The organism is Eisenbergiella sp. OF01-20 (genome assembly GCF_003478085.1).
Taxonomy (GTDB): domain Bacteria; phylum Bacillota; class Clostridia; order Lachnospirales; family Lachnospiraceae; genus Eisenbergiella.
On sequence record NZ_QUES01000008.1, the window covers coordinates 123,579 to 149,029 of the forward strand.

Consider the following 25,451-nt stretch of genomic DNA (forward strand, 5'->3'; position numbering starts at 1 on the left):
CTTTTGTACGGATGCCATGTAAAAAGAAACAATAAACAATACAACAGAAAGGTCATGTACTTCCGAACGCATTTTCCTCACACATATAAAAAACTTCACACATTTACATATCCCCTCAAGCATCCGGCAAAGGGGGTGTCCCTGCCCGCCCCCTGTCAGGACGGCAGCTTATGCAGGAATTATCCGGGTTCCATGACCGTGGAAGCATCCCTGGCCGTCCCTCTCTTTCTGTTTTTTATGGTAAACATTCTATCCATGAACCTGTTTTTCCATACCTTTGCACAGAATCTCGAGACGCTGCACCAGCAGGGACGCCAGCTGTCCATGCTGGCTTATACAACCGGAGCGCCGGATGAGATGATACAGCTGGTACGTCCGGCCCGGGTAAAGCCTGTGGTTCCTATTTTGGCTTATCCCGGAACCACGATTGTAAGCTGCTGCTATATGAGGGCATGGACAGGCTATGATGTGGAGAGAAAAACAGAGACGGAAGAACAGGAGGAGATCGTATATATTACGGAAAACGGTACGGTCTACCACAGGGAAAGAAACTGTACCCATCTGACACTTTCTGTGGAACTTGCAGGGCGGGATGAGGTGGGGCAGCTGCGCAATGAGTCGGGAGGAAAATACTATCCCTGTGAAAAATGCGGAGGTGACGGCAGCAGCTTCGTATACGTTACAGGAGAAGGATCCAGATACCACAATACCATCACATGCAGCGGTCTGAAAAGAACCGTTATCAGCATCCCCTTATCGGAAGCAGGCGGCAGGCCGCCCTGCTCCAGATGCGGATAAGAAAGGAGATTTATGGCGGAAAATATCATTCTATGCAGTTTCCTTGGAATCTGCAGCTGTTATGACTTGAAACTGAAAAAAATACCCGGCTGGCTTTTATATACAGGTATCCTTTTAGGTGCCCTCTACTGGGGAATTCTGAAAGTATCCGGACAGGCCGGCTGGCTCGCCCTGCCGGCAGGGCTTCTGCCCGGTTGTATGATGCTGTTTTACAGCTATATTACGGAAGGGAAGCTTGGGACAGCCGATGGGCTTATGGTACTGCCGGCAGGACTTCTGCAGCAATGGCAGAGATGTACCGCTGAAATTATGGCAGCCTGTCTGCTCACATTCCTTTTGGCAGCAGGACTGCTGATCAGCCGAAAAGGAAACCGGGATACCCGGATCCCTTTTGCCCCGTTTTTCCTGGCAGCGGTTGTATTGGTGTGGATAATAGAAGCCGTTTTCGGCGTCTCTGTGGATAAGTGACAGATAAGGAGCAGAATTGTGGATAAGAAAAATAGGAAGGATGCCTATATGACCCTGGAAGCCAGTTTTGTCATGCCGCTGGCAGTCATTTTGATCGCGGCCTTAATGTATCTGTCTTTTTATCTCTACACGGTAATTTTCCTCAACCAGGCTGCTTATATATCTGCATTCCGGGGAAGCCTGTATGAACCTGACAGCGGCAGCATGCGGGCAAAGGCGGAGGAGGAGCTGGACAAACTGCTGGAGGAAAGAATATTGCCGGTACGGAACCTGGAAAAGCAGGTGAGGGCCTCTCCCCTGGCAGTGAGTGTGTCCCTTGAAGCAAAGCTGTCCCTTCCTTTTCCGGGCATGGGGATTTTTGCAGGGACGGGCTGGGAAATAAAAGCGGAAAAAAAGGCGCTGGGCAGGAATGCGGTTTCCTATATCCGCCTGGCAAGAAAAACCGGCAACTAACGACTGACGCCGGAGTTTACCGATGGGAGAATGTAATGATAAAGCCTGAATATAAACGTGAGCTAAGTCACAGCTATCTGATTCTGGATGATATTCCTAAGGAAAAAATGGATAATTACCAATACCGGATGATCCTGAAAAACAGAATTCCCGGCCTTCTGTGCAGCAGCGAAAGATATATAAATGGGAAGGTATGCCTGTATTATGATATCAGCTCCCGCCAATCCCTGGATCAGCTTTATGAAGCAGGCAAAATGTCTTTCACGGAAATACTGGGGATAGTGGAGGAGCTTGCCCGCGTATTGGAGGGCATGTCCGGTTTCCTGCTGGAAGAACAAAACCTCCTGCTGGATCCCCGGTATATGTATCTGGATTTGGATACGGAACAGCTATGCCTTCTTTATTATCCCTTTGCGGAGATGGAAAATCCGATCGGCAGCATTTATATGCCGGTAGCGGAGTTTTTTCTGGAGCATGTGGATCATAAGGAGGAGATGGCGGTGAGCGCCGCCTATCAGTTTTATAAGATGTCAAAGGCCGAAAGCTTTGCTCTGGATAGTTTCCGGGGGATGTGGGAAAAGGGCCAGGGTACCGGCCGGGAGGATCCGAAACCAGTATGTTATGCCGGTAAAACGCTCTCCGGAAGCGGAGAAGGCGGCTATCCGGAATGGGTGGCTGAAGAAGGGGACTGGCAGGAGCAGTTTTATGAGGAGCCAGGTTTATACACTTGCGGAACCGGATATGAGAAGCAGGGAATCGCTACAATTGAAGAAAAGTATATAAAAGATTATACGGTAAAGGATATCACAGGGAAAAAAACAGCAGAAAGAAAAAGTATGCCGGATAAAAAAAGTACGGGAAGAAGAGAAGCGGAAAAAAAAGAGACGGATAAAAAAGATGGAAATAAAAAAGAAACATATGAAAAAGATAGAAAAAGGGAAGATAAAGCTGACGAAGAAACACAGGAAGAAAGACTGCGCAGGATGAATTTTGCAGGGCTTGGGGCCACATGCCTGGCTTTTGCGATTCTGTGTATGTTTATCTGGTATCTTCAGCCGGAAGATACCGTTAAGGCAGTCCTGTTCGGGCTTCTGGCTTTGGACGGCCTGATTTTGCTGGTATTTTTATGGAGGCTGCTGGTTAAGAAGGGGGCTGAAAAGGAGGAAGAAAGCACGGCTAAGGAATACGGGGAGGCCTGGGAGTCCTTTGACTGGCTGCCGGAATACGGGGATGGGGACAATACCGTTTATATGGGGACACAGGGAATAAGTCCCGTAAAGCAGGGCGGGTATCAAACAAAAGCCCCTGCATTGACGGGAAATGCGGACGGCAGGCAAATCCGATACCGGTTGGAGCCCTTGCCTATGATAGCGGGTAAATTAAAGAACCGTGTCCAGCTGCTGCTGTCTGACGCATCCGTCAGCCGTATCCATGCCCGATTTGTGGAAAAGGAGGGACGGGTGGCACTGATGGATCTGAATTCCACGAACGGTACTTTTATAAATGGCATACGCCTGGAGCAGAACGAGAGTATGGTGCTGGAGCACGGAGATGAAATCCGGCTTGGGGACATGGTCTTTCATTATGAGGAATTCTCATAGTTTGCAAAAGCTTCTCCTTTGTGCAGTTTATCCATAGTTTCGTAAAACCTCTTGCTTTAGCCACGGGGATATAAGGCACTTCCGTCGAATTTACGCAAGTAATTGAAGATTGAATAAATATACTTGTATCAGCCGGTAAAGCGTTGTACAATAACATATAAAGGGCAGTAATGGGGGTTACTATGGTAAAACCGCAGACATATCGGTACCAAAACCAGAACATGAAAGAGGTTCCCTGGTGCAGCGCAGTGCTTACGGCTGCAAATGTCATTATTTTTCTGGTGAGTTATTTTACAGGTGACTGGCTGTATGATAAAGGTGAATTCGGAGTTTTTTATTTGATCCGGAGTCAGGAATACTATAGGCTGGTGACGGCGATGTTTCTTCATGCAGATATCAGTCACCTGGTTAATAATATGATATTGCTGTATTTTGGCGGAGAAATTGTGGAAAAGACAATCGGCGGCGCCAGATATCTTGTGCTCTTTTTTGTTTCCGGTATTTGCGGCAACCTGCTGTCTGCTATATATGAGCTTTCTACCGGGCTGTATTACAGCTCCATTGGGGCAAGCGGTGCGGTATTCGGATTGGTGGGAGGTCTGCTTTATCTTGTGATTACCAAGAAAGGCTATGCGGCACGGATCTCTATCCAGCGTATGGCTTTGATGATAGCCTTTTCCCTTTATTCCGGATTCCGAAGCGTTATGGTGAACAATGCCGCTCATCTGGGCGGGCTGCTCAGCGGATTCCTGATAACCTTCCTGCTGTGTCATATCGGAAGGAATGAGGGAAGGCTGCGTTACCGGAATTGATAAAAACATGCCCTATTCGGGCGGAAGGAGACAGGGTGAAAGAAGAAGCTTGTATTTTCTGTAGAATAGCAAATGGGGAAATCCCTTCAAAAACACTTTATGAAGATGAAAAGTACCGTGTGATCCTGGATTTGGGACCGGCAACAAGAGGGCATGCCCTGATACTTCCCAAGGACCATTATAAGAATCTGTATGAACTCCCGGAGGATGCCTGCGGGGAAGTAATGCATCTTGCTAAAAAGATGGCTGTCCGGATGACCGGTAAGCTGGGTTGCAGCGGTTTTAATCTGGTTCAGAATAATGGGGAATGCGCGGGACAGACGGTTATGCATTTCCATCTGCATCTGATTCCCCGCTATGAGGATGACCACCAGAATATTAACTGGGTTCCGGGAAAACCCGGGCAGGAAGAACTGGAGGAAATCCGGAAAACTATCTGCGGGCAGCCGTAAGAAACGCACGGCCTGCAGGCAGTATAGTTCCAATAGGTACGGAAAAATGCCCGGAACAGCAGACAGTTATATACCGGCAGCACTGTCAGCCGTTCCGGGCATATGTTTTTTGCAATCCGGAATCATTTTCTTACGCCGGGCGCTGGCCTGACGGAATAGTTACTTCTTTTTAACCGTATTTTCCCGGACAATTCCATCCAGCAGTTCCGCAATCGTCTTGGTTGCATTCATCTGCTGGCTTTTACCCATTGCATCAATATAGGTCTGGCGGTTAAAATAAAGCTCCTGTACCTTCTCCACCAGGAGATCCGGGCTTAAATAGTCTTCATCAATCACCATGCTGAAGCCCTGGGCTTCAAAGGAGCGGGCATTTAGTATCTGATCTCCCCGGCTGCTTCCTGCGGAAAGCGGTATGAGCAGATTGGGTTTCTTTAATGCGAGAAGCTCACAGATGGCGTTTGCCCCGGCTCTGGATACCACTACGTCCGCCATGGCAAATACATCTTTCAGTTCAGTTTTGAGATATTCAAACTGGGTATAGCCGGACTGGTTTAAAAGCAGGTTATCAATTTTCTCATGGCCGCAGATATGTACGACCTGGAAATCTGCAAGGAGCCTGGGCAGAGCCTCCCTTACTGCCTGATTAATGGAGGCGGCGCCCAGGGATCCGCCGATGATCATAAGCACCGGTTTATTTGCGGTAAAATGACATAATTCCAATGCGGCAAGCTTATTTCCCCGGGAAAGCTCATCCCGGATAGGTGAGCCGGTAAGAACCGCTTTCTCTGTGGGAAGAGAATGCAGGGTTTCTGGGAAATTACAGCAGACCTTTGTGGAAACCGGGATACAGAGCTTATTGGCAAGACCGGGGGTCATATCGGATTCATGGATGACACAGGGAATTTTCAAAGAGGATGCCGCTCTGACTACCGGAACGGATACAAATCCTCCTTTGGAAAAAACAATGTCGGGACGTACCTCCTTCAGTATTCTGCGGGCTTCTCCATAACCCTTCAGAACACGGAAAGGATCGGTAAAATTCTTTAAATCAAAATAGCGCCGGAATTTACCGGTGGATATTCCATAATAGGGGATATCATAATCCTCTATCAGTTTTTTCTCCATTCCGTTATAGGAACCGATGTAGGAAATCTCATAGCCCAGCTGAGACAGCCTGGGCAGCAGGGCGATATTTGGCGTAATATGACCGGCGGTGCCGCCGCCGGTAAGAACGATTTTTTTTGACATGAATGAGCCCCCTAGCGGATTGTTTAATTAGCGTTTCCTACGATGGATTCCAGGGCGATTGCCAGCTGATCCGGGCAGGAGGTAGGCTTGAAACCGCATTTGATTCCTTTCAGCCGGGTAATGGCGTCTTCTGCAGACATGCCCTCCACCAGTCTGGAGATTCCCTGGAGATTGCCGTTGCAGCCTCCGGTAAAAACCACCGATTTAATAATATTGCCATCCATTTCGATATCGATGGCACTGGAACAGGTACCTTTTGTTCTGTATTTCATAAGAAAGCCTCCAATGATTATTTATTAACTCAAACGCCGCATGTGCCAAGTATGAGTTACTGATAAATGCAATACACGAATTATATCAAAAAACAGCCTTTGTTACCAGTATTTTCACAATAATTCCATGATTATGGGAGAAAGGCGCGTAATTCTCCGACCGATTTCCGGCCTGTCCGTATTGTGGCGGGCGGTATGATCTCCTATAATACTATTCACAAAGGAACCGTTAAGGAACCGCTGTCCAGGGGAATGCCGTCCGGAAAAGCCCGGTCCGGGGGAACGCATACTACGGGGAACAGCAGATTGGAGGAGAATATGACTTCGTTTATGGAAAATAAAGAACTGGTGGCTATGACAATTATATTGCTATTATTGAGCATATTATGCAAGTTTATTACAGGAATTTTTCTGAATTCCCTGATAAAGGAAGCGGAAAATATGTCTGCCACGGAAAACAAGGTACTGAAGCAGTGTAAAATTAAATTCAGAAACTGTTATAAGCTTAATGATGGGGTTCCCAATATCCCTGTTTTTGTGGACAAGTTCATCAACCGTATCCAGATAGGGAAATTTTCCATGGACGGCCTGTCCCATTTTGCGGGGCAGCTTATGATGCTGTCGGTATTTTTCGCAGGGGCGGGGGCCTGCAAAGGAATTATAGACGGGAAAACGCTGGGGGAAATTCTGCCGTTTTACCTGATGAGCTTTCTGGGTCTGTATTTATATTTCAGCGTGTCCGGCATGGTGGATTTAAACGGTAAACGGGCGGCTTTGAAAACCAGCCTGACGGACTATCTGGAAAATCATATGGCGGTAAGGCTTTCGGTTTTGGATGAGACGGAAAGTCTGATAAATGGGGATACGCCGTTACCGAAGGCAGAAAAGGGGAAGAAACAGCCTGTCCTGAAAACGGCCGCGGTTGTGGAGGCTTCTGCGCCTGTTAAAAAAGAACGGGTCAAGGGAATGCCTTTACAGGAGAAAAGCCTGGCCGAGGAACGCCTGGAGGAGCAGGTTTTTACAAAAAACCAGGAGAAAGAGCTGGAGGAGCTGCTCAAAGAGTTCTTTGCATAGATAAAAACTCTTGAAAATAAAAAACAACTTTGCTACACTAAGAACGGATAATGTGCCAAATTGCAGAATTTTGCGATGAAAGCCCGTCATATCTATTGGTTTGCTGCACATGGGCAGCAGAATTGGAGGAAAAGCAGATGAGCAAAGTAACTTTTGATTATTCAAAAGCAGCGCCTTTTATGGGTGCGCATGAAGTAGATTTTATGAAAAAACAGGCAATGGATGCCAGGGATCTTCTTGTTTCCAAAACCGGAGCGGGTAATGATTTTCTGGGGTGGATTGATTTGCCTGTGGATTATGATAAGGAAGAGTTTGGCCGGATTAAAAAAGCGGCGGCTAAAATCCAGAGCGATTCCGAAGTGCTTCTGGTAATCGGAATCGGCGGTTCCTATCTGGGAGCCAGAGCAGCGATTGAATTTTTAAGACACAGCTTCTATAACTGTGTCAGCAAGGAAATCAGAAAAACCCCTGAAATTTATTTTGTGGGGAATTCCATCAGCTCCACTTATATCAGACATCTGATCGATGTGATTGGCGACAGGGACTTTTCCATTAATATGATTTCCAAATCCGGCACTACAACAGAGCCGGCCATAGCTTTCCGCGTATTTAAGGAAATGCTGGAAAAGAAATACGGTAAGAAAGAAGCGGCAGGAAGAATTTATGCTACTACCGATCGGGCGAAGGGATCCCTGAAGGGGCTTGCTGCGGAAGAAGGCTATGAAAGCTTTGTGGTTCCGGATGATGTGGGAGGACGTTTCTCCGTATTGACAGCTGTTGGGCTGCTTCCTATTGCTGTAAGCGGCGCGGACATCGACAAGCTTATGGAAGGGGCGGCAGACGGACGTAAAAAAGCCCTGGATACAGCCTTTGAGGAAAATGATGCGCTGCAGTATGCGGCAGTACGCAATATCCTTCTCAGAAAAGGGAAGGAAGTGGAAATCCTGGCTAATTATGAACCGGGTGTACATTATGTCTCCGAGTGGTGGAAGCAGCTGTATGGTGAGAGTGAGGGAAAGGATCAGAAGGGAATTTTCCCGGCAAGCGTGGATTTAACTACGGATCTTCACTCCATGGGACAGTTCATCCAGGACGGCGCCCGTATTATGTTCGAGACCGTTATTAATGTGGAGACTTCCAGAGAAGAAATCATCATCAATGAAGAACCCGTTGATCTGGACGGACTGAATTATCTGGCAGGAAAGAGCGTGGATTTCGTAAATAAAAGCGCTATGAACGGAACCATACTTGCACATACAGACGGACAGGTACCCAATCTGGTGATCAACGTGCCTGAAGTCAATGAATTCTACTTAGGACAGTTATTCTATTTCTTTGAATTTGCATGCGGTGTCAGCGGCTATCTGCTGGGTGTGAATCCGTTTAACCAGCCTGGTGTGGAAAGCTATAAGAAGAACATGTTCGCGCTGCTTGGAAAACCGGGTTATGAGGCACAGAGGGAAGAATTATTGAAGAGACTGTAAGCAGCGGCAAATTTGGCGGTGAATGAGAACCGGCAGTCAGGCAGCTGCAGACAGAGACCGTCAGGTAATAGTTACTGACAGTCCTCCATAGAAGAGAATCTAAATAAGTTACGGAAGGATTTCGCCGGAAGGATGGCAGGATCCTTCCGTTTTCTTTCTTTCCGCGGGCAGAAGATATCCTGAAGAGAAATAAGTGCATATGAAATATCTGATGTTGCATCAACCGGATTAGGCGCAATAGGACAACCGGATTAGGTTCAATAGGATCATGTTGCCGGAAAGCCATAAATAAGTTACAATCTGGGTAGATGACATCGGCGGAAGAATAGCCGCAAGCGGCTGTGAGAGACGAAAATGAGGTAGCGGAAGATATGAAAGGAAGCATACAGGACATATCAACAATGCATGATGTTTTGCATGAGTCAATGACAGGATTATGGATTATCGAGCTGGAGGACGGCAGACCGCCGCGTATGTTTGCCGATCAGACCATGATGGAACTCCTCGGACTGAAGGAGGAAACAACGCCGGAGCAATGCTATGAGCACTGGTATAACAGGATAGAGAAGGAATATTATCCGGTAGTGAACGCCTGTGTGGAGGAAATGACCAGGAAGGGACGGGCAGAAGTGCAGTATCCCTGGTATCATCCGGAGCTTGGAAAGATATATGTGCGGTGCGGCGGTGTTGCCGATCAGTCTTTTGCCCATATGATACGCCTGCGAGGTTACCATCAAAATGTGACGGACACCACGGTCATGCGGAGGGAAAAAGAAAAACTGGAGGAGCTGAACCAGGAAATAATCGGTTCCCTGTATAATCTTTTCTTTGCCGTATACCGGATTGATATGGAAAAGGGCACCATTTGTGCTATCCGGATTCCCGGGGATGTACATAAGCTGCCCCGGAAGGAATTTTCTTATGAGAGCTTCTGGGAGGATTATGCCAGCCAGACCTTTCATCCCGATTATCTGGAAGAAATAAAGAAAGAGCTGTCCATTGCTCATTTCCGGGAGCTGATGGCGGAAGGGAATGAAAGGTATTCGGTAGAGAGTTTCCGCAGGGTAGACGGGGAATATCATATCATATCCTGCAACGTTTACCTGGGAGGAAAGAAAGACTGGGCACTTCTGGCCCTCCAGGATTTGCATGAACAGAAGAAAAAGGATGAGGAAAGCAAAAGGGCGCTGAAGGAGGCTTATGAGATGGCTCAAAAAGCGAACGAAGCAAAAAGCGATTTCCTTTCCAAAATGTCCCACGATATCAGGACTCCGCTGAATGCGGTGCTGGGAATGACGGAGCTGGCACGTCTTCATATGGATGATCGGGAAAAGCTGGTCAATGCACTGGATAAAATCACATCATCCAGTCAGCTGCTCCTGGGTCTGGTGAATGAGGTTCTGGATATGAGCCGGATCGAAAGCGGTAATTATGAACTGCAGGACGGCAGGTTTGATTTGGATTGCCTGATCGAAGAACTGATCGGGCTTATTATGCCCCAGGCGGAGTCGCGCAGACAGCGGATTCATCTGGATAAAGAAGGGATCACCCACGTAAAGGTAATTGGGGATAATTCACGGATCAACCAGATTTTTATGAATATTATGAGTAATGCCTGTAAGTATACCCCGGAAGGCGGTGATATTTATATATCCGTATCCGAACTTCCTTCAGGGAATAAGGAAGTGGGACGATATCGGTTTGTATTCCGGGATACGGGGATCGGAATGAGTGAGGATTTCCTCTGTCATATTTTTGAACCCTTCAGCAGGGCAAACGATTCCCGGATCAGTAAAATCAGCGGAACGGGCCTGGGTATGGTAATCACACAGAACCTGGTACAGATGATGGGCGGAGAAATTACGGTAAAAAGCCGTCCGGGAGAGGGGAGCTGTTTTACGGTAATAATCGGGCTGAAGCTTCAGATGGACGAGACAGAGGAAGAGATCCTGCCTGATATCCGGGAAGTGGACTGCAGCGGTGCCCGTATTTTGCTGGCGGAGGATAATGAAATTAACCGGGAAATTGCCGCAGAGCTTCTGCAGATGACAGGGGCGGCAGTGGACAGTGCCCGGAACGGTCAGGAAGCCCTGGATAAGTTCCGGGAAGCCGGAGAAGGTTATTACCAGCTGATCTTTATGGATATCCAGATGCCCGTTATGAACGGTTATGACTGCGTGAAAGCGATCCGGAATCTGGAACGGGCGGATGCGGGGAGCATACCAATTATTGCCATGACGGCAAATGCGTTTGCGGAGGATGTGATTATGTCCGCCCAGGCAGGAATGAATGAGCATCTTGCAAAACCGATCAAGTCCAGCCAGCTTGCGGAGATCCTGCAGAAATGGATCCTTCATAAATCATAGGATTGTGTTAGTTTGAGATAGGATAGAGCTAGATTTCCCGATTTCCCTTGGATATAATGAAGAAAAAGCGTGACTGTGTTGGTACGGGGCAGTTACGAAAGAACATTGTAATTTATAATAGGAATAACGGAGGGTTACAACATGGAAGAATTGTACAAGCTGGCCGTAAGGCCGGAGGCCGACAGCCGGAATGTGGTACAGGGGGAAAAGTACCGTATCACCATGCTTACGGCAGGCCTGGTGCGTCTGGAGTACAGTGAGGACGGCATTTTCGAGGATCGGGCCACACAGACCGTCATAAACAGGGACTTCCCTGCGGTGGATTTCCATGTAAAGGAAACGCCGGAAGAACTGGAAATTGTAACCTGGAGGCTCAGGCTCACCTATGATAAGACGGAATTCAATCCCAGAGGCCTTCGGATTCAGGTGACGGCAAACACCAATTCCTGGAATGATGTGTGGCACTATGGGGATCCTATCCGCGACCTGAAAGGGACGGCAAGAACCCTGGATACCATAGACGGCGCCTGCGAGCTGGGATCCGGCCTGGTATCCAGAGAAGGTTATACGGTTCTGGATGATTCCGCTTCCCTGCTCCTGACGGAGGAAGGATGGGTGAGTCCCAGGAAAAAGGGGATAAAGGATATTTATTTCTGGGGATATGGCCTGGACTTTTTGGAATGCCTGAAGGATTTTTATCATCTTTGCGGAAAAACTCCCATGCTTCCCAGATATGCGTTAGGAAACTGGTGGAGCCGCTATTATGAATATACGGAAGAAAGCTATCTGGAGCTGATGAACCGCTTTGACGCAGAAGGCATCCCTTTTACCGTTGCGGTTATTGATATGGACTGGCACCTGGTGGATATCAATCCCAAATACGGCAGCGGCTGGACTGGCTACACATGGAATAACGAGTTTTTCCCGGATCCGAAACGATTTATGGATCGCCTTCATGAGAGAGGAATGCGAATTACCCTGAATGTGCATCCTGCTGATGGCATCCGGGCGCATGAGGAAATGTATGAGGCTATGGCAAAAGAACTGGGAAAGGATATCTCCAGAGAAGAGCCGGTTGCTTTTGAGATTACCAATCCGGCATTTTTGTCCGCCTATCTTAAATATGCCCATCATCCTAATGAAGAAAAGGGCGTGGATTTCTGGTGGATTGACTGGCAGCAGGGCGGCATCACCAAAATGGAAGGACTGGATCCGCTGTGGATGCTGAATCATTTCCATTTCCTGGACAGCGCCAGGAACGGAAAACGTCCCATGACCTTCTCCCGTTATGCAGGACCCGGATCCCACCGGTATCCGGTAGGTTTTTCCGGAGATACTGTGGTAACCTGGGAATCTCTTAAGTTCCAGCCTTACTTTACCAGCACGGCCTCCAATATCGGTTATGGCTGGTGGAGCCACGATATCGGCGGGCATATGCAGGGCTATAAGGATGATGAAATGGCGGGACGCTGGTTCCAGCTGGGAGTTTTTTCACCTATTAACAGACTGCATAGCACCAAGAACGAATTTAACGGAAAAGAGCCCTGGCGTTATAAGCAGGAGATCCGCAGTATGATGGATGAGTTCCTGCGGCTGCGCCATAAGCTGGTTCCTTATCTGTACACCATGAATTACCGGGCCCATGCCCAGGATACGCCATTGATTCTGCCCATGTATTATCATCATGCCAGAGAGGCACAGGCGTATCAGGTACCCAATGAATTTTATTTCGGATCGGAATTGATTGTGGCTCCTGTTACCTCTCCCCGTATTCCTTCGCTGAATATGGCAAAGGAGAAGGTATGGCTTCCGGAGGGGACTTATATTGACTTTTTCACGGGAACCATATATGAAGGCGGCCGCATGATGGATATGTACAGGGATATCAATACGCTTCCTGCATTTGCAAAGGCCGGCGCCATTATCCCGATGACGGAAGAAATCGATGCGGTCAGCACAAGCAGTAATCCCTCCTCCTTTACGCTGCGGGTTTATGCCGGTGCGGACGGCAGCTTTACGATGTATGAGGATGATAATGAGACCTGTGATTACGAAAAGAATATCTGTGTGACCACACAGTTTGAGCTGAGGTGGGAGAACGGGCAGACCTTTACCATCCATCCGGCCCAGGGAGAATTATCCCTGATTCCTGCTGAAAGGACTTATACCATAGAGCTGTACGGCTGTAACGAAAGCGGGGCGGACTGCCGTGTGGCAGGCAGCTGCACGGAAGTGGAAACCAGCTACGACAGCAGCTGTAACTGCCTGCGCATGACGCTTCCTTCTGCCGCCGTAACGGAAGAGATCGTGGTAAGCTTCCGCGGGAGGCTTGTACCTGCTGCAAATCATGTGGAAAAGCTGGTCTATGATTTCCTGGATCAGGCGGAAATGGAATTTGATAGTAAGACCGGAATTTATCAGCTTGTATGCAGCGGACGGCCTGCAAATATTATCATCGGCGAGCTGCAGTGTAGGGGGCTGTCCGAGGATCTGGTGAAATGTGTAACTGAATTTTTGACAGCAAAATAAAAAGGTTCCGTTTGGGAATGGTATTTTTGCTGAAAGGAAAGAGAGGCTGAGAGGCGATTGCTGAATATCGTAGTGCTGGACAGAAGCAGTGTGGGAGAGGATGTATCCGTGGAGCCTTTGCGGCAATACGGCAATGTTATCTTTCATATGACTACAAGGGATGAAGAGGCGGCGGAGCGGGTAAAGGATGCGGATATTATCATAGTGAACAAGACACCCATGAATGCCCGGACGCTGGACGGCGCCGCGCATTTACAGCTGATCTGCGAGTTCGCCACGGGCTATGACAATGTGGATCTGGAATATTGCCGGAAACGGGGGATCCCAGTGGTGAATGTGGTGAATTATTCCACAGCCGCCGTGGCCCAGCATACGGTTGCCTGTGTCCTTTACATCCTGGAAAAGCTGCGTTATTACGATGATTACGTAAAAAAAGGCGCTTATGCCGCCCAGCCCCGTTTTTCCCATTTCGGACTCCCCTACTATGAACTGGAGGGAAAAACCTGGGGCATCGCAGGGTTGGGGAACATCGGCAGGAAGGTGGCCGCAATAGCGGCTGCTTTCGGCTGCCGTGTCATTTATTATTCCACATCGGGAAAAAACAGCTGCCGGGACTATGAGCAGGTGGATTTTGACACTCTGCTTAAGGAATCCGATGTGCTTACCCTGCATTGTCCATTACATGAGAAAACGAAGAATCTAATCAATTACAATGCTCTGGTGAAAATGAAAAGAACGGCAGTCCTGGTAAATGTAGCCAGAGGGGCTGTGGTGAACGAGGCCGATTTATGCCGGGCACTGCAGGAGGATCGGATTATGGGCGCCGGGATTGATGTATTAAGCCAGGAGCCCATAAATCCGGAAAATCCTCTTCTGAAAATACAGGACAGCAGCCGTCTCCTGATCACGCCCCATATGGCCTGGGCCAGTGTGGAGGCGCGCACCCGCGTGGTGACGGAAACCTGTAAAAATATCGAAGCCTTTCTGCAGGGAAAAGCGCGGAATGTGCTGAACCCTTAGAAAATCAGCGGTAAGAGCCGCTGTTTTTTCTTTTTTGTTTTTCTGTCCTTGCCCGGCTTTTCGCTTTCTTTTGCTGATCCTTCAGGTAAACCATTCGGGAGGCCGAGTATCTGGCTTCCTTTTTCAGTTTCAAATAACTGCTCCATCGTTCCGGTGACAACTCCCCGTTTTCCAGAGCGGCCTTTACCCGGCAGCCGGGTTCATTTTGATGCCGGCAGTCGGAGAAACGGCATTGGGTGAAAAACTGCTCCACATCGGTGAAAGTCTCTCCCAGGCCTTCGGTTACATCCCACATACCGAGTTCGCGCATGCCGGGAGTATCGATTATCATGGCACCGCAGGGCAGCAGAAGCAGCTGGCGGTGGGTGGTGGTATGGCGGCCCTTGGAATCCTCCTCCCGGATCCCGTTCACTGGCATCAGTTCCCCGCCGGCAAGGGCGTTTACCAGACTGGATTTGCCCACGCCGGAGGAACCCAGAAACACAATGGTTTTACCTGGTTTCAGATAACCTTGCAGCTGCTCCATCCCATATCCGGTTTTGGCGCTTACGGCAATCACATCCGTCCCCAGCGCCACAGCGGAGGCTTCTGCGAGCAGCCGTTGTGTATCCTCCGATAAATCCGCTTTCGTGAGTACAATTACAGGCTGGGCGCCGCTCTGCCATGCCAGGGTGAGATACCGTTCCAGACGTCTTGGATTAAAATCATGGTTGAGGGACTGCATAATAAATACATAGTCGAAGTTAGCGGCAACAAGCTGCTCCCAATGGCCCGATGAGGAAGGATCCAGACGTGCAAAAAAGGTTCTTCTTTCCTGTGTCCTTACAATCCGGCTGTCTCCGTCAGCTTCCCAGTTTATCATGACAAAATCACCGGTGGTGGGGAAGGGTTCTTCCCCTGTAAAATATGCGCTTTTTTTCAGTGTTGCCTGACCTGTGCCGAAGCTGCAGACAATTTCATATCTGTCTTTATAAACGGCGGTTACCCTGGCAGGGATTTCCCCGTCGCGGGATGGTTCCCCATCAGGAATATATCCATATTCTATCATGTTCAAAATTAATTCCTCCAAAATTGTTTGCTTTGATTGACGTTTTCATAGTTACCTCTTTTTCTTTTCTTGTCATGATCATAATCAATTCCTCCTTCCGCGATGGGCGGCATGCCAAAAATAGGCGCAAAAATCCCGCAGAAACAAGCCTTTTCATGCTGTTTCTGCGGGTATAAGATTCCGTATCAGCTATTTAAAAGGGTTGTTGCCGGTCTGCCTATGAAGTTAAGGGAATGCCACCTCATTATTTGTTTTCATTACACAACGCTCCTTTCATTTTCTCTCTGAAGAGAGAATGGATTTGGTAATAGTATAAGGGATGGGCGGGGAAAATGCAACCTGTTTTTAACTACACAAATGTATGGGAGGGGCAGGGGGAAGCTGCAGGGCACAAAGGGTCGTTTGAACTGTTACGATAGAACAGCGGTGGATATTATTTTTGGTTAATTTTATATAAAGTTTGTGCCTATACTTATAGTTTGTTGTATTGTTGCACTGTTTGGCTGTGTGCTAAACTCGATTTATACTAAAATGTGCACACAAAGTTAAGGACCGCAATTAAGCTGTTTAAATCTTTAGAAGAATAGGGGGGATTGTGTGAAGCAATCTGGAAGACAGGCAGGAACAAATACATTCAAAAAAAAGAAATTAAAAATATTAGCTATTACGATGGTCTTTATAGGTTTTATTTTTGCATTTTCATATGTTCCTCTTTTGGGATGGATTATAGCATTTTTGGACTATAAGCCCGGACTTTCCATATTCTCGCAGAAATTTGTAGGATTGGAAAATTTTAAACTAATATTTTCTTCCTGGAGAGATTTTAAGACAATATTGTTAAATACCCTTGCGCTCAGCGGGATTAATCTGCTGGCTATGCCGGTTCCGCTGATATTTGCCATTTTGCTCTCACAAATGCGTTCTAAGAGATTGTCTAAAATGGTGCAGATTATATCATCTTTACCCAATTACATTTCGTATGTGCTGCTCTATACGGTTTTCTTTTGCCTCCTGGCCCCCAGCGACGGTGCGGTAAACGTAATTTTACGACAGTTTTTCGGACCGGATTTCACATCAAACCTGTTGGCAGACAAAGAAATAGCGTGGGCTATGCAGCTGTTTATCGGATTATTTAAAACAATGGGATATTCGGCGATTATGTATATTGCTGCAATGTCTGGCATTGATCCGGAACTGTACGATGCGGCTGAGGTGGACGGGGCGGGGCGCTTCGCTAAGGTGATACATATAACATTGCCGTGTATCTCAGCAACCTTTTTTGTCTTATTTCTGCTGGCGATAGCAAATATGCTTTCGGGCGCGGGGTTTGAACAGTATTATGTATTCCAAAATCCTATGGTGATGAGCAGAATTGAGGTGTTGGATACTTATATTTACAAAATAGGTTTGCAGCAAAATAATTTTGGTTTTGCCACCTCTACCGGTATGTTAAAATCACTGCTTAGTATTGGGCTTTTGCTGGGTGCAAATAAGTTATCAAAAATAATCAGGGGAGAGAGTATTTTCTAATATGCTTTGGCCCTGGGAAAGGAGAAATTAAGATATGGAATATAAAAGAAAGCCCTCGCAAATCGTATTTGATACATTAAATACCTTGTTAATGGTCCTTATCGGCATAGCCTGCCTCTATCCATTTTATTATATTTTTATTTATTCAATCAGCGATCCCCTGGAAGCAGCAAAAGGCATTGCATTTTTACCAAAAAACCCTACCCTGGCAAATTACACTATGATTTTTCAGGACAGCAATATTATAAACTCCTTCTTCATTTCTGCGGCCCGTACGGTGCTGGGTGCAGGTATTACGGTGCTGTGCAGTGCATTTCTGGCGTATTTGTTTACCAATCCGCTTTTGCCTATGCGTAAAGGTCTGTATAAATTTGTGATTATCACAATGTACCTTAGTTCAGGCCTGATTCCCTGGTATGTTACCATGTCTGCCTATGGGCTGAAAAATAAGTTCCTTTTATACATTGTGCCGTCGGCGGTGAATGCATTTTTTATGATTTTGATAAAGACATATATGGAGAGCCTACCCGCAGCCTTATCAGAATCGGCAGAACTGGACGGGGCAGGGATATTTGCATTATTCTTCCAGGTGATTCTTCCGCTGTGCCTGCCTGTTATTGCCGCTGTGGCAGTATTTGCGGCAGTAGGGCAGTGGAATTCCTGGTCAGATAATTTTTTTCTTGTAAAGGCGCCGGAATTAAAAACATTGCAGCTGACTTTGTATGAATATTTCCAATCCACAGCCCCCAGCGTGGAAAATATGCGTGATGCGGCGGCGAGTATGAGTAAGCGGACAGTGACGCTTTCTTCTATAAGAATGAGTATTGCGGTGGTAACAGTCATTCCCATTTTTGCAGTATATCCGTTTATGATGCGTTTTTTTGTAAAGGGTATTATGTTGGGAGCAGTGAAGGGTTAGGTGAATCGGAAACGACGGGGACGGAATCGTTATGTTAGACAAGAATATTAATGTTTCGTATAATAAAAAACAGGGGGAATAATTCATGAAAAAAATGAAAAAATTATTGGCTATGGGTATTGTATGCACTATGATATTTGGCCTGACAGCATGCGGAGGAGCAAAAGATGCATCTTCCGGCCAGGATGCGGCACAAAGTGAGGCGGCCGATCAGACAGATCAGGAGGAACTGGTAGAACTTACGGTTTTCGGTCATATGCTGTCCGTTGACAAAATTGGGATTCAAACAGATCCTGTGGCTAAAAAAATAGAAGAGGATCTGGGGATCCGTTTAAATATAATTGACAGCAATACAAACGTGGCCGATGAAACCAATAAAATTGCTGCTTATATGGCATCAAATGATATGCCGGATATATTCTTTGTACCGGATATAAATGTTTTAAAAACAGCTATTGAGGCAAATCAGGTAATTAAGCTGAATGATTTATGGACAAAAGAAAACTGCCCCAATATGCTGGGGGATAACCCGGATGCCCAAAACAGACAGGATTTCTTTGCCAATCAGTATTTTGAAGGCGACAGGTATGGCGTGCAGATGTGGGGCGGTACCGGCGGGGCATCTTTTCCCACAGTGGGGATGTATGTGCCATGGGACATTTATAAGCAGGCCGGTTATCCAGAAGTAAATAATCTGGACGATTTGGTGGAGGCTGTGGAAATGATGGCTGCCCGGTATCCCGAAACAGAAAGCGGACAGAAAACATACGGCGTAGGAGGCTGGTTTGCCGAAGGGCTTGGTTGGGGTGACTGGATGGTTTCTTTATTACAAAATGCATTTGGTTATCAAACTGATGACTGTTTTGTGTTCACATTTGATATGGAAACAAACGATCTGCGGGAAAAACCGGCTATTTTAGATGCAGAAGGTCCTTGGTGGGAATCCGTGGAGTTCATGTACAAAATGAACCAGAAAGGACTGATCGACCCTGACTCTGTTACACAGAAATATGATCAGTGGCAGGAAAAAGCGTATTCCGGCAGATATTTACTTGTTGGGCCCGGCTGGGAGGCGGCTCCGATTAAAGAAAAATCCGGTTTGTCTTATGTTGCGCTGAAGCCCTTTGAAAACAGCAATATAGTCATGGACTGGTCAGGTGAATTGACAGGTTATACTTATGCTATTTCCAGTACCTGCAAGCATCCTGAAAAAGCACTTCAGTTGTTGGATTATTTATGGTCGCCCGAAGGATCCCGTCTGACTCATTCTGGTATTGAAGGGGAATCTTGGGAAATGGTGGATGGCAAGGCGGAATTTACCCAGAAGTATTTGGAGGATAAGGCAGCCCTACAGGCGGCCGAGTTGAATGAAAAGTATGCGGTATATAAGTATGGTATGTTTACCGGATATGCGCTCAATGTCGTAAGCCCTGCGGACAATAACTTCTTTGACCTGACTATGTCGGCAAAATATGAGGAAAAAAACCTTTCTGAGGCGGAAAAGGATGCATTGGCCTATTACGGCGTGGATTCCATGGGAGAAATTTACCGCAATCCCGATGTGAAGAATTATGTGTTCAGATGGCCTGAGTATTCTACGATGCTTCCCACTCCACCGGAAGATATCAAGAAAAACAGGACAGATTTAGGTAACTTTGTCTACCGTGAGTATTTAAATTGTGTGTATGCAAAAAATGATGCGGAATTTGAAGCGGCAAAGCAGAAAATTATGGATGGGGCAGCGGAATACAAAGTAGAGGAAATCTTTGACTGGTATAAAGCGGCTTTTGCTGAGGCAAAGGAAGCCGTAGATGATTACATAAAATAAGAGGTGTGTTTTACCGCAATGGGTGAATTTGCCCATTGCGGATTTTAGAACCATCTGAAAAGCGGCACATAAGAAGAAGGAATGGACAAATGTGTGATGAGACCGGCGGAAAAATGAGAGATACTATGAAAAAGGAAGGAAAGGGAAAGAAAAGGCTGGGGATAAAATCCAGTTTTATTATCCGGCTTATTCTTTTTTGCATGATAACAAGTTTTTCGGTGGTTATACTTTTATCAACAGTTCTAAGCGCTTATGTGAGTATTATGATGAGGGACGATGCCATCGGGGACAGCCGTCAGTCATTGATTACTATGAATGATTTTTTTGAAGAAAAAATGAATGCGGTAAAACGTTTTCATTATGGAATGTATCAGGATGCGGATATCCGTTACGCTGTGCAGACCTTTTTTGCCGGCAGCAATACACCGGGAGAGGATATTACTATCATACAGCAATGCAGTGAAATGCTTAATTCCCGCTATGGTTATGCAGATCATGCATTGTCCGGGGTGAGTTTGTATGGTTTGGAGTATGGCAAGCAGGCGGAATTGCTGCAGACAGGTGGTTTTCATCATAGAGAAGCCGCCATGAAGAAATTGCTTGCCGATGCAAAGAATAAGTCAGATACAAATATTTCAGAGAACCGGATATTTTATTCTGTCTATTTGGACAGGGGAGAGGATGGCGGTTTGCTTAACGGCACGATTTCCATGTATGATTTTATCCGTGAACCGGGAAATCTGACCCATATTATCGCTATTCTGGCATTTCATTATGACCTGAATAAAATATCCGGAGAGCTTAAGGGGGTTCCGGGAGAAAAGAGCAGGAGAATATTGGTGCTGTCAGATAACGATGAGGTTTTGTACAGCCTGGATATGAATTATGGATTGGATCCTGTTGGTGATAGAAGTGATTTCCGGGAAATGGAACGGTACCACAGTATGGGGGCTAAAATATACGAGTCCGCACAATATTTAATGGGAATTGCTGAGAATGAACGCTTTGGGTTCCGGGTAGTATGCCTGACGGACAAGAAGCAGTTATATTCGAGAATCAGGGCATTGAATGTATTTACATTTTCCATGATGGGAGCAGCGCTTGTGGCGGTGAGTTTTCTTGTCCTGTTATTTTCCAGACGTATTTCCAGGCGTATATCCATTATAACGGACGGTATCGGCAGTATAAAGCAGGGGAATATGTACACCCGTATTCCCACAACGCCCAAGGAGGATGAGTTGGATTTAATTGCCCATAGCCTGACCGATATGTGTAACAGTCTGCGGGAGAAAGCCGCTTTGCAGCAGCAGGCCGAACGACAGCGCAATGAAGCCGTTTTGTGTCAGAAGGACGCGGAAATTTATGCCCTGCAGGCCCAGATAAATCCCCATTTTCTTTATAATATGCTGGAGGTGGCCCGTATGAAGGCTGTGGTGGATGGTTGTATGGATACTGCGCTTATGGTAAAAATATTGTCTGATATTTTCAGGGAAAGTGTAGGGCGCGGGGCCCTTGCAACCATCAGCGAAGAAATAGAATGCTGTATGCTTTATGTCCGCTTATTTGAGATACGCCGAGAAAGCAGCATCCGTGTAAAGCTGGATATTTGTCCTGAAATCCGTAAGAGCAGGATTTCCACCCATATTTTGCTTCCTATAGTAGAAAACGCCCTTGTGCATGGATTGGCGGAAGAAAATGCCGTTATTTCCATTTCTGCACATAGACAGGACAATGATATTTTATTTACTATACAGGATAACGGACCAGGGCTTACGGATAAGCAGCTGGAGGATCTGAATATGCAGATAGAAAATTATACCTCCAGGGAAAAGCATATAGGGCTTGCGAATGTGAATAAACGGCTGAAGCTGATTTATGGTATGCAATATGGTATCCATATAAAGAGCAGGCCGGGGGAAGGGCTTACGGTACAGCTGACAATCGGTGCAAAGGGGAAGGGGACAGGGGAAGATTATGTATAATGTATTGCTTGCGGATGACGAAGCTGCTATTTTAGAGGGGCTAAAAACAATTATATGCTGGAATGAGCTGGGCCTTAATCTTGTGGCTGCGGTTACGGACGGGGAGAGTGCCCTGCAGTATATTCGTGAAAATCCGGTGGATATTCTAGTGACGGACATCCGTATGAAAGAAATGGACGGTCTTGCACTGATTTCCGCACTGCATGAGGTTTCTCCTGAAACAAGGTGCATCATATTGACCGGATACAGTGATTTTAGCTATACCAAAAAGGCAATCCAGCTTGGAATTGAAAACTATATATTAAAGCCGGTGGATGAAAATGAGCTGATTCTTACCCTTACAAATTTGATTGCAAAGCTGGAAGAGGATGCAAGCAAGGCCAGGAATAGTATTTATGAATTCCGGGATGCTATTTGTTATCGTTGGATTACGGGGAAGATTGATATAAATGCATTTCAGCATAGGGCCGGGGTGCTGGATATTGATTTGACGGAAAAATTTTTCCAGGTAAGTGTTCTGCGCGTGCGGAACTATGAGTTGCTGACTCAAAGGGATACCATTGCCTGTGAAAAAAATGTATTACGCGTTATCTGTACAGAACTGGGGTGTGTCAAACAGGCCCGTTTTGCGGTGTGCCGTGGAGAGCGGGGGGATTTTCTGGCAGCTCTGTGGGGCAGCCTTGATTTATGCCGGGAGGAGATTAAGCAGGCGCTTATACGGGCCGGACAGGCGCTGTCCCGTATGCGTCTCAATGCAATATCTTCTCTGGGAAAGCTGCAGGAAGATTTCATGCAGCTAAGCGTAAGCTATTCGGACGCCATGTTCTTGGCAGAATTTGGATTGATACTGCCCCCCGGGACCGTGGCGGATGAATATGCGGTTTCATGCCTTATGAACGAAAAAAGCAAACCTATGGAGGTGGATTCACAGGAATTGCTGAAAGCTATTTCGCAGAAGGATGAAGCAGGTGTGAAAACTTTTGTGGAGAGCTTAAAAAGGATCCTGACACAAAGCGGCGCGCAGACACCAAACGCAATTAAAATACCGGTTATGGAACTGATGTATAGTATCTCAAAATTAAAGGTGGGAGGTACGGCGCAGGAGGAGTATGATCTTGTAAGAGTATTTGATGAAATTACACAGGCGCAGACGATTGACAGCCTTTTGGAGATTCTGGCTACATCGGCTATGAAAAAAATAGATAGAATATGTAAAGCGGAAACGGAAATGAGCCTGCATGTGGTAAGAGCAATAAACGCAATGGAGCAGGGGGAAAACGTAACGCTGAAAAGTCTTGCGGAGCAATATAAAATCAATCCGGTATATCTTGGACAATTATTTAAGAATGAGACAGGAATGTTATTTACCGATTACATGAATAATGTGCGGGTAAAAAAATCCATAGAACTGCTGCGAACTACAGATAAGACGGTTGCAGAGATAGCAGAGCTTTCCGGTTATGCATCTTATGGATATTTCTGCAGTGTTTTTAAAAAGGTGACTGGTGCATATCCTAAAGATTACAGGATAAAAGAGAGAGGTTAATACAATGCAGTTTGATGCGAGAGGAGTTACGCCGCTTGTGGGTGAAGAAATACGCCAGACTATGCGGTGCGGGGGAAGTGATATCGGTGTTACCACACATTATCTTACAAAGGACGGCAGAGCCTGGCTGCCTGTTATGGGTGAACTACATTATTCGCGCATCCTGCAAAAGGATTGGGAGAAAGAACTGTTGAAAATGAAGGACGGCGGAGTGGAAATCATATCTTCCTATGTATTCTGGCTGCATCATGAAACAGAGCCGGGTAAATTTAACTGGGAGGGTAATTACAGCCTCCGTGCGTTTATTCAGCTTTGTGAGAAACACTCCCTGTACTTTTTTCTCCGGCCGGGGCCTTGGGCACATGGCGAATGCCGAAATGGCGGTTTCCCGGATTGGCTGGATTTGGCTTGTCACGGTAAGCTGCGCTGCATGGATAAAGTTTATTTGGGATATGTGAAGCGATTCTTCCGGGAAATTGCAGATCAGACAAAAGGCTGCAGAAATATTATCGGTGTCCAGGCAGAAAATGAGATGATGCAGAATCATACATATTTGCTTGAAATAAAGAAACTGCTGCTGGAGAGCGGGCTATGTGCACCTTTATTTACCGCAACAGCGTGGGGGGATGGGGCGCCGTTTCCTGTTCAGGAATTGTTGCCTGTGTTCGGCGGTTACCCAGAAGCCCCCTGGGAACAGCATACAAAGAAACTGCCTCCCCACCTGCATAATTTTTTTACAAAAGAACGGAATGATGCCATGATTGGTACGGATGTCTTATCAGTAACACGGCAAAACCAGGAAAACGGCAGCAAAAGCGGAGACTGCCAGGGAACTGTACCGTTTTTAACCTGTGAAATCGGCGGCGGGAATCAGGTGACCTATCACCGCAGGCCTCTGATATCGGCCAAAGATGTTTTTACGATACCGTTTACCATGTTAGGAAGCGGCTGCAATCTTCTGGGTTACTATATGTATCACGGAGGAAGCAACCCTGTTCTGCATGGTGTTACTACACAGGAGAGCAGGGAAACCGGTTACTTGAATGATTATCCTGTTTGTTCCTATGATTTCCAGGCTCCCATTGGAGAGTGCGGCCAGATCCGTCCTTCCTATACGGCGCTTAATTTACTGCATCAGTTCGTGAAAAGCTTTGGAGAAAGGCTGTGCCATATGGAGAGCCTTTTGCCGGATATGGTGCCCCGGGAACGTATGGATACGAAGACTTTACGTGCCGCCCTGCGTACAGATGGTGTGGAAGGCTTCCTCTTTCTGAATAATTTACAGCGGAATTTTAAGATGCCGGCTCATGAAAATATAACGCTTTCTATTTTGCTGCAGAACAGAGAAATTTTATTGGAGAAGCTTTATCTGGCGTCGGATAGCTGCTGCATTATACCGGTGGGATTGACCATTGGCGGCAAACGGCTGAAGTATGCAACGGCACAGCCGTTGTCGGTGGAGCGGGGGGCGGACGGGAATGAAATATGGCGTTTTTTACCCATTCAGGGAAATGAGCCTTTGTGTTATTTTGAAGAGGAAACAATTGCATTGACGGAATCGGGTGTTTTGGCTGGAAATACCATTCTCAAGCTGGAACATCCCCGGAGTTTTGTGCCCGAAAGAGGTAGGAAGCTTGCTTTGCAGTGCGTGCATGAAAGCATTCCGTTTACACAGTTCCGGTATCTGGGGCTTACGGATAAGACCCGGGAATTTCTGGTGACATGGGATGAGAACGAAACCTACCTGCTCGTAGATCCGATTGGTAATGTGGCCCAGGCTTATCATGAGGGTAAATTGATTGCAGATTGGTTCTGTTATGGGGACACATGGGTAATCGACGTACGGGATCTTTTTCCGCGCAGTATTACGATTAAAGTGCAGCCGCTGACAGAGGAAGACAATATTTATCTGGAAGTGCCTATGGAAAGAAATACCTGCAAGCTTTCTGTAAAAGCCGTTCAGGGAGAGACGGTTTTTATGGATTGCGGATGGGGATACGATTGGAAAGAAGGGTAAGAAA

At 46.7% G+C, this 25,451-nt stretch carries 20 protein-coding genes; 17 read left to right on the forward strand and 3 right to left on the reverse strand.

Annotated features, from left to right (window positions below; translation table 11 throughout):
* The first annotated feature begins 192 nt into the window (after window positions 1-192).
* The 6 genes from DXA36_RS12210 (at window position 193) to DXA36_RS12235 (ending at window position 4,584) form a co-directional block, all read left to right on the forward strand.
* Window positions 193-798 carry a hypothetical protein gene (locus DXA36_RS12210; RefSeq protein WP_147366587.1) on the forward strand — a complete coding sequence of 202 codons (606 nt, stop codon included), beginning with the start codon at window positions 193-195 and terminating at the stop codon, window positions 796-798.
* 12 nt (window positions 799-810) lie between these two features.
* A complete protein-coding gene (locus DXA36_RS12215; RefSeq protein ID WP_118679524.1) occupies window positions 811-1,266 on the forward strand; it encodes a prepilin peptidase in 456 nt (151 codons plus the stop codon).
* 18 nt (window positions 1,267-1,284) lie between these two features.
* A complete protein-coding gene (locus tag DXA36_RS12220) occupies window positions 1,285-1,719 on the forward strand; it encodes a pilus assembly protein (RefSeq protein ID WP_147366588.1) in 435 nt (144 codons plus the stop codon).
* 35 nt (window positions 1,720-1,754) lie between these two features.
* Window positions 1,755-3,320 (forward strand): DUF6382 domain-containing protein, encoded by a 1,566-nt coding sequence (locus DXA36_RS12225; protein ID WP_118679528.1) that lies wholly within the window; start codon window positions 1,755-1,757, stop codon window positions 3,318-3,320.
* Window positions 3,321-3,502: 182 nt separating this feature from the next.
* The gene (locus DXA36_RS12230; protein ID WP_182479036.1) at window positions 3,503-4,132 is read left to right on the forward strand and encodes a rhomboid family intramembrane serine protease; all 630 of its coding nucleotides are present in this window, start codon (window positions 3,503-3,505) and stop codon (window positions 4,130-4,132) included.
* A gap of 35 nt (window positions 4,133-4,167) precedes the next feature.
* Window positions 4,168-4,584 (forward strand): HIT family protein, encoded by a 417-nt coding sequence (locus tag DXA36_RS12235; RefSeq protein WP_118679646.1) that lies wholly within the window; start codon window positions 4,168-4,170, stop codon window positions 4,582-4,584.
* A gap of 159 nt (window positions 4,585-4,743) precedes the next feature.
* Here DXA36_RS12235 and DXA36_RS12240 read toward each other — a convergent pair whose 3' ends face one another.
* Together DXA36_RS12240 and DXA36_RS12245 are read right to left on the reverse strand one after the other, a co-directional pair.
* Window positions 4,744-5,832 carry an undecaprenyldiphospho-muramoylpentapeptide beta-N-acetylglucosaminyltransferase gene (locus tag DXA36_RS12240; protein WP_118679532.1) on the reverse strand — a complete coding sequence of 363 codons (1,089 nt, stop codon included), beginning with the start codon at window positions 5,830-5,832 and terminating at the stop codon, window positions 4,744-4,746.
* 23 nt (window positions 5,833-5,855) lie between these two features.
* The gene (locus DXA36_RS12245) at window positions 5,856-6,104 is read right to left on the reverse strand and encodes a TIGR03905 family TSCPD domain-containing protein (RefSeq protein ID WP_118679534.1); all 249 of its coding nucleotides are present in this window, start codon (window positions 6,102-6,104) and stop codon (window positions 5,856-5,858) included.
* Window positions 6,105-6,434: 330 nt separating this feature from the next.
* Between DXA36_RS12245 and DXA36_RS12250 the strand changes: the two genes are divergently transcribed.
* From DXA36_RS12250 to DXA36_RS12270, 5 genes are all read left to right on the forward strand, one after another.
* A complete protein-coding gene (locus DXA36_RS12250; protein WP_182479037.1) occupies window positions 6,435-7,178 on the forward strand; it encodes a hypothetical protein in 744 nt (247 codons plus the stop codon).
* A gap of 137 nt (window positions 7,179-7,315) precedes the next feature.
* On the forward strand, window positions 7,316-8,662 hold the full coding sequence (locus DXA36_RS12255) for a glucose-6-phosphate isomerase (RefSeq protein ID WP_118679538.1): 1,347 nt from the start codon (window positions 7,316-7,318) through the stop codon (window positions 8,660-8,662).
* Window positions 8,663-9,063: 401 nt separating this feature from the next.
* A complete protein-coding gene (locus tag DXA36_RS12260) occupies window positions 9,064-11,028 on the forward strand; it encodes an ATP-binding response regulator (protein WP_182479038.1) in 1,965 nt (654 codons plus the stop codon).
* 141 nt (window positions 11,029-11,169) lie between these two features.
* Window positions 11,170-13,557, forward strand: coding sequence for a glycoside hydrolase family 31 protein (locus DXA36_RS12265; RefSeq protein ID WP_118679542.1), 2,388 nt, complete (start codon window positions 11,170-11,172; stop codon window positions 13,555-13,557).
* Between the two features lie 60 nt (window positions 13,558-13,617).
* Window positions 13,618-14,577 carry a D-2-hydroxyacid dehydrogenase gene (locus tag DXA36_RS12270; RefSeq protein WP_182479044.1) on the forward strand — a complete coding sequence of 320 codons (960 nt, stop codon included), beginning with the start codon at window positions 13,618-13,620 and terminating at the stop codon, window positions 14,575-14,577.
* Window positions 14,578-14,581: 4 nt separating this feature from the next.
* Here the strand turns inward: DXA36_RS12270 and rsgA are convergent, their stop codons facing one another.
* Complete coding sequence (rsgA, locus tag DXA36_RS12275) at window positions 14,582-15,625, reverse strand: ribosome small subunit-dependent GTPase A (protein ID WP_243114641.1); 1,044 nt, start codon at window positions 15,623-15,625, stop codon at window positions 14,582-14,584.
* Between the two features lie 597 nt (window positions 15,626-16,222).
* Between rsgA and DXA36_RS12280 the strand changes: the two genes are divergently transcribed.
* The 6 genes from DXA36_RS12280 to DXA36_RS12305 all read left to right on the forward strand — a co-directional run bounded on the left by DXA36_RS12280 (window position 16,223) and on the right by DXA36_RS12305 (window position 25,447).
* Window positions 16,223-17,155 (forward strand): ABC transporter permease subunit, encoded by a 933-nt coding sequence (locus DXA36_RS12280; RefSeq protein ID WP_243114637.1) that lies wholly within the window; start codon window positions 16,223-16,225, stop codon window positions 17,153-17,155.
* 34 nt (window positions 17,156-17,189) lie between these two features.
* Window positions 17,190-18,074 carry a carbohydrate ABC transporter permease gene (locus DXA36_RS12285; RefSeq protein WP_118679550.1) on the forward strand — a complete coding sequence of 295 codons (885 nt, stop codon included), beginning with the start codon at window positions 17,190-17,192 and terminating at the stop codon, window positions 18,072-18,074.
* Between the two features lie 85 nt (window positions 18,075-18,159).
* Window positions 18,160-19,902, forward strand: coding sequence for an extracellular solute-binding protein (locus DXA36_RS12290; RefSeq protein WP_118679552.1), 1,743 nt, complete (start codon window positions 18,160-18,162; stop codon window positions 19,900-19,902).
* 125 nt (window positions 19,903-20,027) lie between these two features.
* Window positions 20,028-21,884: a sensor histidine kinase gene (locus DXA36_RS12295; protein WP_182479039.1), complete on the forward strand. Its 1,857-nt coding sequence runs from the start codon at window positions 20,028-20,030 to the stop codon at window positions 21,882-21,884.
* Window positions 21,877-23,430, forward strand: coding sequence for a response regulator transcription factor (locus DXA36_RS12300; RefSeq protein WP_118679556.1), 1,554 nt, complete (start codon window positions 21,877-21,879; stop codon window positions 23,428-23,430). Before DXA36_RS12295 ends, DXA36_RS12300 begins: the two co-directional genes overlap by 8 nt.
* A gap of 4 nt (window positions 23,431-23,434) precedes the next feature.
* A complete protein-coding gene (locus DXA36_RS12305) occupies window positions 23,435-25,447 on the forward strand; it encodes a beta-galactosidase (RefSeq protein ID WP_118679558.1) in 2,013 nt (670 codons plus the stop codon).
* Window positions 25,448-25,451: the final 4 nt, after the last annotated feature.

Coding starts and splice junctions, on each gene's coding strand:
- DXA36_RS12210 (WP_147366587.1), top strand. CDS start 193: ATGACCGTGGAAGCATCCCTGGCCGTCCCTCTCTTTCTGTTTTTTATG.
- DXA36_RS12215 (WP_118679524.1), top strand. CDS start 811: ATGGCGGAAAATATCATTCTATGCAGTTTCCTTGGAATCTGCAGCTGT.
- DXA36_RS12225 (WP_118679528.1), top strand. CDS start 1,755: ATGATAAAGCCTGAATATAAACGTGAGCTAAGTCACAGCTATCTGATT.
- DXA36_RS12230 (WP_182479036.1), top strand. CDS start 3,503: ATGGTAAAACCGCAGACATATCGGTACCAAAACCAGAACATGAAAGAG.
- DXA36_RS12240 (WP_118679532.1), bottom strand. CDS start 5,832: ATGTCAAAAAAAATCGTTCTTACCGGCGGCGGCACCGCCGGTCATATT.
- DXA36_RS12245 (WP_118679534.1), bottom strand. CDS start 6,104: ATGAAATACAGAACAAAAGGTACCTGTTCCAGTGCCATCGATATCGAA.
- DXA36_RS12250 (WP_182479037.1), top strand. CDS start 6,435: ATGGAAAATAAAGAACTGGTGGCTATGACAATTATATTGCTATTATTG.
- DXA36_RS12255 (WP_118679538.1), top strand. CDS start 7,316: ATGAGCAAAGTAACTTTTGATTATTCAAAAGCAGCGCCTTTTATGGGT.
- DXA36_RS12260 (WP_182479038.1), top strand. CDS start 9,064: ATGCATGATGTTTTGCATGAGTCAATGACAGGATTATGGATTATCGAG.
- DXA36_RS12265 (WP_118679542.1), top strand. CDS start 11,170: ATGGAAGAATTGTACAAGCTGGCCGTAAGGCCGGAGGCCGACAGCCGG.
- rsgA (WP_243114641.1), bottom strand. CDS start 15,625: ATGATAGAATATGGATATATTCCTGATGGGGAACCATCCCGCGACGGG.
- DXA36_RS12285 (WP_118679550.1), top strand. CDS start 17,190: ATGGAATATAAAAGAAAGCCCTCGCAAATCGTATTTGATACATTAAAT.
- DXA36_RS12290 (WP_118679552.1), top strand. CDS start 18,160: ATGAAAAAAATGAAAAAATTATTGGCTATGGGTATTGTATGCACTATG.
- DXA36_RS12295 (WP_182479039.1), top strand. CDS start 20,028: ATGAAAAAGGAAGGAAAGGGAAAGAAAAGGCTGGGGATAAAATCCAGT.
- DXA36_RS12300 (WP_118679556.1), top strand. CDS start 21,877: ATGTATAATGTATTGCTTGCGGATGACGAAGCTGCTATTTTAGAGGGG.
- DXA36_RS12305 (WP_118679558.1), top strand. CDS start 23,435: ATGCAGTTTGATGCGAGAGGAGTTACGCCGCTTGTGGGTGAAGAAATA.